The organism is Nocardiopsis oceanisediminis (assembly GCF_048595525.1).
Lineage (GTDB): Bacteria > Actinomycetota > Actinomycetes > Streptosporangiales > Streptosporangiaceae > Nocardiopsis_A > Nocardiopsis_A oceanisediminis.
In genome coordinates this window covers 6745765-6758948 of record NZ_JAFMZJ010000001.1, presented here as the reverse complement: position 1 = coordinate 6758948, position 13184 = coordinate 6745765, and the positions used below count along the sequence as shown (strand labels likewise).

Annotated in this window: 10 protein-coding genes; 7 read left to right on the top strand and 3 right to left on the bottom strand. The window is 75.1% G+C overall.

All coding sequences use genetic code 11. The annotated features are described in order from the left end of the window. Window positions 1-112 precede the first annotated feature (112 nt). On the top strand, window positions 113-511 hold the full coding sequence (locus J0910_RS29550) for a DUF3817 domain-containing protein (RefSeq protein ID WP_420161791.1): 399 nt from the start codon (window positions 113-115) through the stop codon (window positions 509-511). 99 nt (window positions 512-610) lie between these two features. Here the strand turns inward: J0910_RS29550 and J0910_RS29545 are convergent, their stop codons facing one another. Continuing rightward, a complete protein-coding gene (locus J0910_RS29545; RefSeq protein ID WP_420161790.1) occupies window positions 611-1570 on the bottom strand; it encodes an SURF1 family protein in 960 nt (319 codons plus the stop codon). 495 nt (window positions 1571-2065) lie between these two features. Between J0910_RS29545 and J0910_RS29540 the strand changes: the two genes are divergently transcribed. The 5 genes from J0910_RS29540 (at window position 2066) to fxsT (ending at window position 11424) form a co-directional block, all read left to right on the top strand. Then, entirely contained in the window at window positions 2066-2440 is a 375-nt protein-coding gene (locus J0910_RS29540) for a hypothetical protein (RefSeq protein ID WP_420161789.1), read from the top strand. 120 nt (window positions 2441-2560) lie between these two features. Beyond that, on the top strand, window positions 2561-3487 hold the full coding sequence (locus J0910_RS29535) for an arylamine N-acetyltransferase family protein (RefSeq protein WP_420161788.1): 927 nt from the start codon (window positions 2561-2563) through the stop codon (window positions 3485-3487). A gap of 155 nt (window positions 3488-3642) precedes the next feature. Continuing rightward, complete coding sequence (locus tag J0910_RS29530; RefSeq protein WP_420161787.1) at window positions 3643-5787, top strand: VMAP-C domain-containing protein; 2145 nt, start codon at window positions 3643-3645, stop codon at window positions 5785-5787. Window positions 5788-5800: 13 nt separating this feature from the next. Continuing rightward, entirely contained in the window at window positions 5801-6889 is a 1089-nt protein-coding gene (locus tag J0910_RS29525) for an AAA family ATPase (RefSeq protein ID WP_420161786.1), read from the top strand. After that, the gene (gene fxsT / locus J0910_RS29520) at window positions 6880-11424 is read left to right on the top strand and encodes an FxSxx-COOH system tetratricopeptide repeat protein (protein ID WP_420161785.1); all 4545 of its coding nucleotides are present in this window, start codon (window positions 6880-6882) and stop codon (window positions 11422-11424) included. Before J0910_RS29525 ends, fxsT begins: the two co-directional genes overlap by 10 nt. Before the next feature lies 1 nt (window position 11425). On the opposite strand, the gene J0910_RS29515 is transcribed toward fxsT, so the two are convergent. Next, window positions 11426-11686: a DUF397 domain-containing protein gene (locus tag J0910_RS29515; protein ID WP_420161784.1), complete on the bottom strand. Its 261-nt coding sequence runs from the start codon at window positions 11684-11686 to the stop codon at window positions 11426-11428. Between the two features lie 457 nt (window positions 11687-12143). On the opposite strand from J0910_RS29515, the gene J0910_RS29510 reads away from it, so the two are divergent. Then, window positions 12144-12500: a VOC family protein gene (locus tag J0910_RS29510; RefSeq protein WP_420161783.1), complete on the top strand. Its 357-nt coding sequence runs from the start codon at window positions 12144-12146 to the stop codon at window positions 12498-12500. A gap of 86 nt (window positions 12501-12586) precedes the next feature. Here J0910_RS29510 and J0910_RS29505 read toward each other — a convergent pair whose 3' ends face one another. Next, entirely contained in the window at window positions 12587-13150 is a 564-nt protein-coding gene (locus J0910_RS29505) for a DinB family protein (RefSeq protein ID WP_420161782.1), read from the bottom strand. Between the last annotated feature and the right edge of the window lie 34 nt (window positions 13151-13184).

Below are 13184 nucleotides of genomic sequence, written 5' to 3'. Positions count from 1 at the left end.
CCCGCGGAGAGACGGCTCCATACAGCACTTAGGGTCGAAGGGCAAGAGGGTCCCGGCGACCGGACGGCGGGTGCCGGGCCCGCTCTGAGTCCGAGCACACCGAGGTGCCCCTGTGGATAAGAAGCGTCTCCCGTTCACGCTCTACCGCGTGCTGGCCTACATCACCGGTATCGCCCTGCTCCTGCTGGTCTTCGTGGCCATGCCGGCCAAGTACCTGGTGGGCGAGACCTCCGCGCTGGCCCTGGTGCCGGCCCCGGCCGGGATGGAGCACCTGTTCGGACCGGAATCGGTGCTGATGCTGTTCATCGCCATCCCGCACGGCTACATCTACATGGCCTACGTGCTGGTGGTCATCTGGCTGGCGCTGGGCCGCCGCTGGGGCGCGGGCCGGACGGTCGGCGTGGCCCTGGCGGGCACCGTCCCGTTCGTCGGGATGGTCATCGAGCACCGGCTGGCCAAGGCGGAGAAGGCCGCGATGGACGCCGAGGACGCCCGGGCCGCGGCGGCCTGAGCCCGCCGCCGGGAGGCGGGGCGGCACCGGCGCCGCGGGGTCCCGGAGCGCGCTCCGGGACCCCGCGGCGCCGGGTCGTCTCTCCGCCGGACCGCCGGGTCAGCGCCGGGCGGCCGCCTCCGCGGGCTCGGCGCCCGAGCCGTCCGCGCTGCTGCCGCCCCCGGCGGGGGCACCGCCTTCCGCGGGGGAGCCGCCCTCCGCGGCCGGCCCCTCCGGGCCGGGAGGGGGCGCGCCGCCGTCCGGACCGCCGTCCCGCGGTCCGCCGCCGGCCGGGTCCTCCCCGGAGCCCTCGGCCGCTTCCTCCAGGTCGCGGCGGATCAGCGAGACCCAGAAGACGAGCACCGCGAGGCCGAACACCCCCCACTGGGCGGCGTAGCTGACGTTCCGCCAGTTCCAGGAGATCTTCTCCTCCGGCCGCGGCGGCGGCACGGGCTCCAGCCCGACCGCGGCGCCCTCGGCCGCGGTGTCGGCGGGCTCCTGCCCCCCGAGCACGACGTAGCCCTCGTAGAGCCGGTACGGCCAGGTGTTCACCAGCACCGACGGTGCGATCCGCGCGACGTGCCCCTCGGGTACGCCGATCGGGGAGTAGCCCTCATCGTTCTTCTGCGGGGGCTGCAGCCACCCGGTCACCGAGACCTCGCCCTCCGGCGGCTCCGGGAGCCCGTCGGGCACCCCGTCCTCGCCGTCGGCCCGCGGGATCCAGCCGCGGTTCACCACCACCGCGGTGTCCTCCGCGGTGAGCAGCGGCGCGATCACGTAGTAGCCGGGCTCGCCGGCGCCGCTCCGCCCGGGGGCGAGCAGCGGGGGCGTGTCGGCGTAGGTCCCCTCGGCGGTGACCGCGGTGTTGCCGTCGCTCTCGGGCATGTAGGCCCCGGGCTCGGTCACCTGCTCCAGCGGCCTGGCCTCCGCCAGCTCCTGGACGGGGCTGGACACCTCGCTGCGGTCCGGCTCCTGGGCGCGCACGAACTGCCAGTAGCCGGCCCCCATGCACACCGCGATGGCCAGCACCGCCACCAGGTGCAGGCCGAGCCACCTGGGCGTCAACAGTCGGATTCGCACCCGTCCAGGCTATGTCCGCTCGGGACCGCCCGCCGTCTGGCCCCCACTTGACCGAACCCCCTCCCCACTTGGGCCGTCACAGGTTCGGGAATGGCCATCACTTTAAGTAATTTCCTGTGACGGAGGGTTGTTAGTCGAGGTCTCAGTGGGTAATCTATGTACCAGCGCGAGAGAGAAATACCCTTCACGCGCTTCGCGAGCTTTCGAAGGCCGCGACTCCAGGGGGGAGGAGTCGCAGGCCGTTCCCAAAGCGAGGGCCGCCTCCGTGATTTTGAGGGGGGACATGGAGGCGGCCCTCGCGCTTTCCTTTTCCGGGACCTTCCCCCGCCCCTCCGCGTACCTTCGCCCCGCCGCTCCGGGCGGCCGCTCGGCTTCATCGGCCTGGACCGCTCGCACGTGAACATGCTGTTCGTCGGCGCGGCGGCGCGCGGCCGGCTCCCCGGGCTGAGTAGCGGTGCTCAGGAGAAGCCCGCCCGATCCTGCTGGGATCGGGGCATGGACCTCAACACCGAGACCGAGCAGGAGAAGCCGACCGGGACCCGCCCGGAGGACCGCCGCCGGTGGTGGTGGGCGGCGCCGGCGGCGGCATCGCTGCTCTGCCTTCCCGCGGCCTGGATCATATGGATGTTCCTCCTGATCGCGGGGTTGGCGCTGTCCGACTGCGGGATGTCCGCGCCCGCGTGCGAGGAGAGGGAGGGGGCCTATCTCGCCGCCTGGGTGCTCTACATCGCTCACCTGGCGGCGGTGTGCGCGATGCCGGCGGTCTGGCTCTTCCCGACCCGCGCCCGGTACGACCGGGCCCGCTGGGCGGTCATCGCGCTGTGGGCCGGCACCCTGCTGCTCGTCCTGCTCCTCATGGCCGGCATGTGACCGCCCATCCCCCGGACCGGGCGGACAGGGGGCGGCGGGCGGACCGACAGCCGGCGGACAGCGCCCGGCAAGGGCCTCCCGGCACGGTGGAGTCCTCAGCGAGGAACACGGGAGGACGACATGACCGCAGCGACCACCGCCGGGGCACCGCACACCGACGTATCGGACATCCCCGTCCCCGAGGTCCCGCCGCCCGGACCCGAGTACGGGTGGCAGAGCGGGGAGTTCGACCTCGACGCCTACCTGGAGCGGATCGGCTACAGCGGGCCGCGCGAGGCCACCTGGGAGGTGCTGCGCGAGCTGAACCGGGCGCACGCCCAGGCGATCCCGTTCGAGAACCTGGACGTGCTCCTCGGCCGGGAGATCTCCCTCGACATCGCCGACCTCCAGGACAAGATGGTGGTCCGCCGCCGCGGCGGCTACTGCCACGAGCAGAACGTCCTGTTCGCCACCGCACTGGACCGGCTCGGCTTCCGGGTCACCGGGCTGAGCGCCCGCCTCCTGTTCGGACGCGGCCTGGACGTGCTCCGCACGGTCGGGCACACCATCCTCAAGGTCGAGGCGGACGGCGGGGCCTGGATCGCCGACACCGGCGTCGGCGGCGTCGGCCCGCTGGAGCCGGTCCCGCTGGCGGACGGCGCCGTCTCGCACCAGGGCGACTGGACCTACCGGCTGGACGACACCCCGCGCGGATGGCTGCTCCGGTACGCCACCGCCGAGGGCTGGTTCCCGCTCTACTACTTCTCCACCGCCCCCTTCTACCGGCCCGACTACGCCGACCACAACTACATCGCCTCGCACCACCCCCGGTCCCCGTTCCACCGGATGCTCACCGTGCAGCGCAACGGGCTGCGGGAGCGCCTCGTGCTCACCGACCGGAAGCTCCAGACGCAGACCCCGAGCGCCGCACCGGCCGACCGCCGCCTGGACCCGGAGCGGCTCCCGCAGGTGCTGCGCGAGGTGTTCGGCCTCCACCTGCCCGCCGAGGACGAGCGGAGACTGGTCCGCTTCGTCGAGTCCACCCCCGAAGGGCAGGAGCTCGACTAGCGCCCCGCCCGGGCCCGCCGCCGCGCACGCGGGCCCGGCGGCGCGGCCGGTCCCGGCCACGGGGCCCGCGGAACGGCAGGGGCCCTTGCCGGTCGGCCCTCCGGCGTCGTTGGATGGGGGGTTCAGGGGGGACCCGGGAGGAGGTGCGCAGGGACGTGGCCGGCGGTTGGACGGTACGGGTGCGCGTCTTCGACACCTCCGGCGGCCGCGAGCGGCTGCGCGACTACGGCACCGGCGTCGTGCTCCCGGACGCCCGGGTGCTGACCTCGGCGCACGTACTGGCCGGCGCCGCGGCGCGGGAGACCCGGGTGGTGGTGGACGGCCCGGTGGCCGCGCCCGGCTGGGCCGAGCGGGCCGAGGTCGCCGAGGTGTTCGACGACGGGCCGGCCGACTTCGCGGTGCTCGCCCTGGACCGCGCCCCGCCCGCCCCGCTGCGCCCGCCCGAGCTGCGCCGCTGCGGCGAGCCCGCCGGCCGCGAGGTCGCCGTCTGCGGCTACCCCGGCGGCGGCGAGGCCGAGCTGTGGGCCTACTACACGCTCCGCGACCGCGGCGGCCGCCCCCGCGGCGTGCAGATGGAGGGGCAGCGCACCACCACCCAGCGCATCGTGCCCGGCTACAGCGGGGCGGGGGTGCGCGACGGCACCGGGGCCGTGGTCGGCGTCGTCACCGGCGCCTACGACGACCCGGACGCGCGGACCGCGGTCATGCTCCCGCTGGAGGTGCTGCTGGACGCCTGGGCGCCGCTGGGCCCGATGCTCACCTGGGGCGAGGAGGACCGCCCCGACCCCGCGGTGGCCAACGACGTCTGCCGCGACCTGCGCGAGGAGCGCTGGCTCGCCCGGCCGAGCGACCGCCGCCGGATGCTCACCGCCGTCGAGGTGCGGCTCGGCCGCACCCTGCAGACCGGGCCGGGGCCCGGCGACCGGGTCGACGGCGGCGAACTCAACAGGTGGGCGTTCGACCTGGTCCACGAGTGCTGGAAGCTGCCCGGCGGGCCCGCCGCGCTGTGGCAGGCGCTGAACCTGTTCGCCGAAGGGAGCCCCGCCGAGCGACGCCTGGCCGAGCTGGTCTCCCCCGGCCGGAGCCGCGGCCCCGAGGCCCGCGAGCAGGAGGAGATGCGGTCGCTGCTGCGCGGGCTGCGCACCCCCAGGCTGCGCACCGTGTACCGGATCGCTGCGCCGCGCTGGGCCACCCCGGACCGGGACACCGCGATCGAGGACGCCTGGGACGGGTTCCGCCGGCTCTCCGACGCCATGGCCGACCGGGGGGTGCCGCCCCGCCTGGTCTTCGCCGACCTGCTCCGGTACGAGCTGGACGCCGCGCACCCGCCCGACACCCGGCAGGCGCTGGCGGCCGCGTCGCTGGCGGACTGGGTCGACGCCCAGGTGGGCGCCGTGGAGCGGGCCGGCGTCCGCGGGGTCCGCTCCCGGCTGCAGGAGCGCCGCAGAGAGCTGGAGGACTACCGCGCGGACACCCCCTGCTACCTGATCCTGCAGGTGGAGCGGGAGCACGAGGACCCCGCCGATCCGCGCCGCAGGCTCAGCGTGTGGAGCCAGACCGACCCCGCCGAGTGGCGCCCCTACCGGGTGAGCGAGGAGGTCGTCGACGCCGGCCGGCTCGGCGACCGCGCGGTGCGGGCGGTGCTCGACGCCGAGCGCGGGTGGGCCCACGACCTCAGCTCGGAGCTGCTGATCGAGGTGGGGCTGCCGCTGGACCTGCTGGCCCTGGAGGCCGAGGCCTGGCCCTACCCGGTGCTCGGCGGCGACTTCACCGTCGAGCTGGGCGACCACTACCGCGTGGTGCTGCGCGGACTGGAGAGCGAGATGGCCCCGGTGCGCCGCAGGCTGCTCCGCTGGGCCGCGCTGAAGAGCGGCGCCCGCCCGCGGGTGCACTGGGTCGGCGCGGAGGGCGGCTGGGACGAGCGGCGCCGCGGCGACCTGTACCGCAGGATGGGCGAGGACCGCCAGGCGGTGATCGCGGCCCTGGAGCCGGGCGCGGCCGAGGGCGCCGGCAGGGACGGCCTGTACTGCGCCCTCGCCCACGGGTTCCCGTTCCTGCTCTGGGACCGCCGGGGCCGCCTCGGCCGCTCTTTCCGGGACCGGCTGGAACGGGAGCTGAACGGCGAGGAGGATACGAGGACGGCCGCGCGGCGGGTGCAGAGCGCGGTCGACAGGCTCCGGCGCGCCGCCCGGGACGCCCAGGACGGCGGCGAGGCCGTCCGGCCGGTGCTGCTGCACGACGACCCCGACCGCCCCCTGCGGAGGTTCGCCCCGGGAGGCGAACCGCCCGCGCGCCTCTGAGAGAGGGCCTGCGATGGACGAAGCGGCGCAGCCGGCCTGGTGGATCTACCGGGGCACCGGAGTCCCGCGTGCCCGGCCGCTCGGCGGCGACCTGCCGCCCCCGCCGCCCTGGCGCGACTTCCAGGGCGGCCCGCTCCAGCCGGACCCGCCCGAGGACGAGGAGGGGCAGGTGCGCCGGCTCGGCACCTCCGGCGGCGCCCCGGCCTCCCGGGAGGAGGCCAACGCGGTCAACGCGGCGCTGTACCTGCGGCGGCCGCTGCTGGTCACCGGCCCTCCCGGGGTGGGCAAGAGCAGCCTCGCCTACCGGATCAGCCGCGAGCTGGGGCTGGGCCGGGTGCTGCGCTGGCCGATCGGCAGCCGCACCGCGGTCGCGCACGGCCTGTACTCCTACGACCCGATCGGGCGGGTGCACGACCTGGCGGCCGAGCAGGGCCGCCCCGGAGAGGACCGCGACGAGGAGGCCGGGGAGCGCGCCGACGACATCGGGGACTACCTGCGGCTGGGCCCGCTGGGCACCGCGCTGCTCGCGCACCGGCTGCCGCGGGTGCTGCTCGTGGACGAGATCGACAAGGGCGACCTGGACCTCGCCAACGACCTGCTGGACGTGCTGGAGGAGGGCGAGTTCCGCATCCCCGAGCTGACCCGCAGGCGGGCCGCGCACGAGGTCGAGGTGCCCACCGACGACCCGGGGCGGCGCGCCGTGGTCGCCGGCGGCCATGTGGCCTGCCGGGCGTTCCCGCTGATCGTGATGGCCAGCAACGGGGAGCGGGAGTTCCCCGAGGCGTTCAAGCGCCGCTGCCTGCACCTGGACATGGGCCATCCGGACGAGGAGCGGCTCGCCGCGATGGTCGCCGCGCACTTCGAGCGGAGGTTCGCCGGAGCAGAGGACGCGGAGGAGGCCGGCGAGCAGGCGCGCCGCCTGGTCCGGCGGTTCCTGGAGCGGCGGCTGGAGGCCGGTGGGCTCACCCCCGACCAGCTGCTCAACTCGGTGCACATCGCGGTCAGCGCCCCGGGGGCGGTGGACGGGGAGTCCTGGGACGAGCTGCTCGACTTCCTCTGGCGCAGGGTGACCGGGCCCGAGGTGCGGGGGACGTGGGCGTGAATCCGCAGCGGACCGGGGACGGGCGCGCGCCGGGGGGACCGGCGCGGCGCCGGAGCGGCGCGGGCGCGGGTCCGCTCCCGGACGGCCGGGACCGGGGCGCCGAGCCGCTGACCGCCCGCGAGGCCGCTGAGGCGCTGTGGCTGGCCGCGGTCCGGGCGGACCTGGAGGGCGGCGGTGCGGGGGAGCAGGCGTCCGAGCCGGGCCCGCCCCCGGCCCCGGTGCGGGAGCCGCCCGAGGAGGACCGGGAGCCGTGGGGCGGCGGGCCGCCCGCGGCGGTGCGGGAGCCGCCGGCCGCGGAGGGCGGCCGGGACGGGGCCGGGCCGCCGTCCGGGCCGGGCGAGGGGGCCGAGTCCCCCCTGCTCGGGGCGGGGCTCCCCGGTACCGCAGCCGGAGAGGAGCTCTCCGGTGCCGGCGGCCGCCGCGCCGGCCCGCCGGGCCCGTACCCGCCCGCCGCTCCGGCTCCGCCGCGCATCGCGCCGCGCCGCGGCGACCAGGCCTGGCTGGACCGGGCGCTCCGCCCCTTCGCGGTCCCCGCCGCCTCCCCGTCGGAGCGCGCGCTCGACGAGGAGGCCACCGCGCGGAACAGCGCCGCGGCGGGCCGCTGGCTGCCCGCGCTGCGCCCGGTGCCCGAGCGCGGCCACCGGCTGCTGCTGGTCCGCGAGGAGTCGCTGACCATGCTGGCGCACACCGGCGACCTGGACGCCTTCCAGCGGCTGGTCGGCGACCGGGGCGTCTTCCGCGACGTGCGCGCCCGCCGCTGCGGGGCGCCCGGGCGGGCCCGGCCGCAGGACTGGGCGGAGCTGGACCGGGCGCTCGCGGCCGCCGACCCGGGCGCCCTGCTGCTGCTCTGCACCGACGGGATGTCGGAGGAGTGGCGGTCGGGGCGGATGCACGCCCGGCTGGCGCGGTGGGCGCGGCGGCACTGCACCGCGATCCTCAACCCGCTGCCGCGCCGCCAGTGGCACCGCGGGCACATCGACACCTACCGGGCCCGACTGGACTTCCCGGCCGGCGCCGCTTCCGGGCTGCCCCGCAACACCCGCCTGGGCGTGCACCCGACCGACCCCGGGGAGCTGCTCCGGTCGGACCGGCCGCTGCCGTCCGCCGTCCCGGTGCCGGTGGTGGCCTTCCCGGACGGGCTGGCCGAGTTCGCCCGGTTCGCCGCCGGCCGCCGGCTCCCCAGCGGCTACCACGCGCGGGTGCTCCCGGCACGGCCCGGCGGGCGGCCGCCCGCCGCGGTGCCGGAGGCGGCCGTCGAGAGCGCCGAGGACGCGGTGCTGCGGTTCCGGGCCGACGCCTCGGACACGGCGTTCCGGCTGGCCCGGCTGCTGGCCGCGGTGCCGCTGAGCCTGCCCGCGATGCGCGGCGTGCAGAGCCTGGTGCTGCCGGAGGCCGACAGCGGCCACCTGGCCGAGGTGCTCTGCGGCGGGCTGCTGGTCCGGACGGTTCCGGGCGAGCGGGCGGCGCGGGCCGACGAAGTCACCCTTGACTTCAGGCCCCGGGTGCGCGAGGTTCTTCTTGCCCACGGGCGGCGCTCGGAGACGCTGCGCGCGATGCTGGCCTGGGCCCGGTCGGTCCGCTCCGCGGTGCCCTGGGCGGCCTCGGTGGAATCGGTGCTCCTGCACCCCGCCCGTACGGCACTGATGGACGCCGTCCCCGAAGAGGCGATTCCCCATGCGAGAGCGGTACATGCTTCGCTACGCTCTGTGTCCGGAACTTATCTCTCCCTTTCGGACCGGCTTTCCGAGGCGCTCGGACCGTCCGGAGCGGGGCCGCGCTACGGCGATGAGGGGAATCGCGACCGCATGACCATCCGGACCGATGCGTCCGCACCGCACGCAGAAGACATAAAAGGTGCAGGAGACGCAGAAGTCGAAGAAGCGGACGTCAGAGCAGAACCCTCCCGGGTGGACGGGGAGGGTCCCGCCCTCCGGCCGGCCGCCGGCGACGAGGCGCCGCCCGCCCGGGACACCCCCCGAAACCCGGCAGGAGATCCGTTGGCCGCAGCACGCTCCGTTCCACCGTCCCCGGCCTCCCGGCACGAGCCCGGCGACCCGCCGCCGGTCTGGTCCCCGGCCATCCCGCAGCGGAACCGCAGCTTCATCGGCCGCAGCGCGGAGCTGGAGGAGCTGGCCGGCCGGCTGAGCGAGGGGACCACCAGCATCCTCCCCGAGGCCGTCTGGGGCATGGGCGGCGTCGGCAAGACGCACCTGGCCGTCGAGTACGTCCACCGGCACCAGGACGAGTACGACCTGGTCTGGTGGGTCCCCTCGTCCAGCACCGGGGAGATGATGCGCTCGCTCATCGACCTGGCCGAGACGCTGGAGCTGCCGGTCGACTCCACCCAGGACAAGGCGGTCCCGGCGGTGCTGGAGGCGCTCCGCCTGGGCGTGCCCTACCGGGACTGGCTGCTGGTCTTCGACAACGCCGAGTCCCCGGAGATGGTCCGCGACTTCCTGCCCACCAACGGCACCGGCCGGATCCTCATCACCTCGCGCAACCCCGACTGGGAGCGGACCACCCGGGCCCTGGAGGTGTCGGTCTTCAGCCCGGAGGAGAGCCGCGAGCTGATCCGGCTGCGCCGGCCGGACCTGCCCGACGAGGGCGCGGACCGGGTGGCCGAGGTGCTGGGCCACCTGCCGCTGGCGGTGGAGCAGGCCGCGGTCTGGCTGCTGCAGACCGGGATGAACGCCGACGACTACCTGGAGGCGTTCGAGGCGGAGAACGAGGCCCTGCTCAACGTTCCCGACCTCACCGAGTACGGCCGCCCGGTCACCGCCGCCTGGAACCTGTCGCTGCGCCGCCTGGAGGAGAAGAACCCCTCGGCGCTGGCGCTGCTGCGGGTCTGCGCCTTCCTGGCCCCGGTCCCGGTCCCGCGCCGCTACTTCCGCGCCGCCCGCGGCGCCCAGCTCGACCCCGAGCTGCTCTCCATCGTGAACAGCCCGGTCGCGCTCAGCGCCGCGTTCCGCGACATCAGCCAGCTCTCCCTGGCCCGCCTGGACCACCGGGCCGGCACCCTGCAGATGCACCGCCTGGTCCAGCAGACCCTCCGCCAGCGCCTGGAACCCGACGAGCGCAACTCCGTACGGCACCAGGCCCACCTCATCCTGGCCGCGATGGACCCGGAGGAGCCGGCGAACCCCGCGGAGTGGCCGGTCTACTCCGAACTGCTGCCGCACATCCGCGCCGCCGAGGTGCACACCTGCTCCGAGCCGTGGGTGCGCAATCTGACGGTGAACGTCACCGCCTTCCTCAACTGGTGGGGCGACATCCAGGGGGCGCTGAACGTCGGCCGCCGCGCGATGGAGATGTGGGGCGGGGAGCAGAGCGAGACCCACCCGCAGAGTGTCGCCCTGGCCAAGGAGGTGGTCGAGGTCCTGCGCGGCACGGGGAGGTTCGCCGAGGCGCAGGAGATCAACTCCCGGCTGTGCGACGCGCTGATGGCCGAGCACGGACTCATGCATGAGGACACTCTGGCGCTGACCTCGGCTCTGGCCGACGGCAAGCGGATCGAAGGGGACTACCAGGGGGCCATCGAACTGAGCGAGCAGGTCTGGCGGTCCAGCATGCAGCTGTTGGGCAGGGAGGACCCGGTGGCGATCCAGTACGCCCAGCTGCATGCGCTGAGCCTGCGCCACGGTGACCGGGTGGACGAGGCCCTGGAGCTCGACCGCGAGGCCTACGCGCTGTTCGGCCAGGTCCTCGGCCCCGGTCACCCGTCGTCCCAGGCGGCCGGGGTGTCGATCGGCATCGACCTGTTCTCTTCCGGGCGCTACCTGCAGGCGGAGGCCTGGCTGCGGGAGATGAACGAGCTGAGCGGCCGGATGTTCGGTGAGGGGTCCCGGCAGCACGTCGGAGCCCGGAGCCTGCACAGTGTCGCCCTGTACCGGGCGGGGATGGTCGAGGAGGCGGTGGAGCAGGCGCAGGAGACGTACCAGGCGCGCAAGGTCTCGCCGGGGCCGAACGCGCCGGAGACGTGGCGTGCCGGAGCCGCGCTGGCCATCGCGCTTCGCGAGGCAGGGCTGTGGGAGAGGGCACTGGAGACGAGTGAGGAGGTGCTCCGCTCCTATTCCGAAGCGTATGGGGACGACCATCCGCAGAGTCTCGCGGTGAAGAACAACCACGCGACGATCCACCGGAGGGTCGGGCGTACGTCGGACGCACTGCGGGACGGTGAGACAGTGCTGGCCGAGCTGGAGCGGCGGCTCGGTGAGAAGCACTCCTACACGCTCGTCGCCAGGATCGGGGTGGCCAACGCCCTGGCGGCCCAAGGAGAGACGGTCGCGGCCTGCGAGGCGGACCGGCGCACCGCCGAGCTCGCCCGGGAGTCCCTGGGGGCCGAGCACCCGGTGACCCTGTGCGCGGAGCGGAACTTCGCGGTGGGCGAGGCGGAGATCGACGGGGAAGAGCCTTCGGCCAGGCTGGCGGAGCTGCGGTCCCGCTACGCCCAAGCGCTCGGTGACGGCCACCCCAACACGGTGAGCCTGGCCCAAGGAGAGCGGGAGGACAAGGACATCTACCCCATCGCGCTCTGACTCAGGCCTCCTCGCCGAGTGCGATGCTCAGGAAGGCGAGCCAGGAACGGGTGGGGAAATCCAGAGGGCGCTGATCCGGGGTCTTCGAATCGCGGATTGCGAGCCCGCCGCCGAGAACGGGGCGTATCAGTACGCAGTCCCCGCCCTGTCGGCTGTGCGAGGACTTCCGCCACCCGCCCCAGGTGCGGGCGAGTCCGTCGTATGCCGTACATCCGCCGGAGGGGGAGCCGGGGTCTCTTCTCAGGTCGTCCTGCTTGGCCATGGAGCGGGCTGGTCCCTTCACCGGTGGGGGCGTCCGGGGAGGGGGTCCCGGACCACGGTCAGGTCCCGTCGGGGACCTGGTCTCCGGCGGGACCTCGTACCGTCCGGCAGCGGTGCCTCGACGGTGCTCTGCTCAAGGGGTTCCTCAAGGGGTTCTCTTCGTCCGCATTCATACCCTCTGGGCAGGGGGCATCACGTATGGGAGCCGGGGCGGTCGGCGGCAGGTATCTCGACCTGAAGATATGAGATGAACCTGTTCAGAGAGGTGACGCCTGGGGAGGCACCGGGGCGGCCGGTGTGGCCGCATCCGGCCGGGGCGGCCCCGCTGCGCGGCCCGGTCCCCGGGGGGTTCGGCGGGGCGCCCCGCAGGGAAGACCGTGCAGCAGGGCCGTGGATCAGGGCCGCACGGCAGGGCTGCAGTACCAGGGCCGCGCAGGCGGGCCGGTGAAGGGGGAGCGATGATCGGCAGGCTGTCCTCGGTGGTGTTCGACTGCCCCGACCCGCAGGCGCTGGCCGGGTTCTACGCCGAAGTGCTGGGCGTACCGGTCACCGCCGACGAAGGCGACTGGGTCGACATCGGGGACGTCCGGACCGGGCGGATCAGCTTCCAGCGGGCACCGGACCACGTGCCGCCGGACTGGCCGGACCCGGGCCGGCCGCAGCAGGTCCACCTGGACATCCGGGTGGACGAGGACGTCGACGAGGCGGAGCGGAGGCTGCTCGAGCTGGGGGCGGTCCGGCTCGCCGCCCCGGAAGGACGGTTCCGGGTCTACGCCGACCCCGCCGGCCATCCGTTCTGCCTGGAGTGGGAGTAGCCGGCGGGCAGGGGAGGACCGCGGCCCGCCGGGCCGCGGCGCGAAGGGGGGCGGGGCCGAGGAGGCCCCGCCTTCCGGCACTGCCGCTACCAGGCGTTCTTCACCTGGTCGCCCCACTCGACCGCGTCCAGCATGACCTCGGTGGTGCCGGAGCCGTCCAGCGACTCGCGGATGATGTCGGCGTGCCCGCAGTGCTGCGCGGTCTCCCGGACGAGGTGGAGCAGGATGCGCCGGGCCGACCAGGCCGCGTTCGGCGGGAACCAGGGCGCCTCCGGGAGCGGCGCGGCGCGGTCCAGGTCGGGCAGCCCGGCCACGGCGGCCTCGGTGTCCCGCTCGACCTCCTCGTAGAGGGCGAGCACCCCGGCCAGGGTCTCCTCGCCGACCAGCCGGAAGTCGTCGCCCCAGGTCTCCTCGGTGCGCTCCGGGCCCTGGGAGGGGCGCTGCAGCATGATGTCGATCCAGCCCCGCTCGGTGAGCGCGACGTGCTTGACCAGGCCGGCGAGGGTCAGCTCGCTCGCGGTGGTCCGGGTCGTGGCCTGCTCGTCGCCGAGCCCGCGGACGGTCAGCCGGAGGAACCGGCGCTGCTCCCGCAGGATCTCCAGCAGCTCGTCGCGCTCGCTCGGGGCGGTTCCCGCGTTCTCGGAGCCCATGGTGTCCCACCGTGCCTTTCATCGGAGGCGGTGC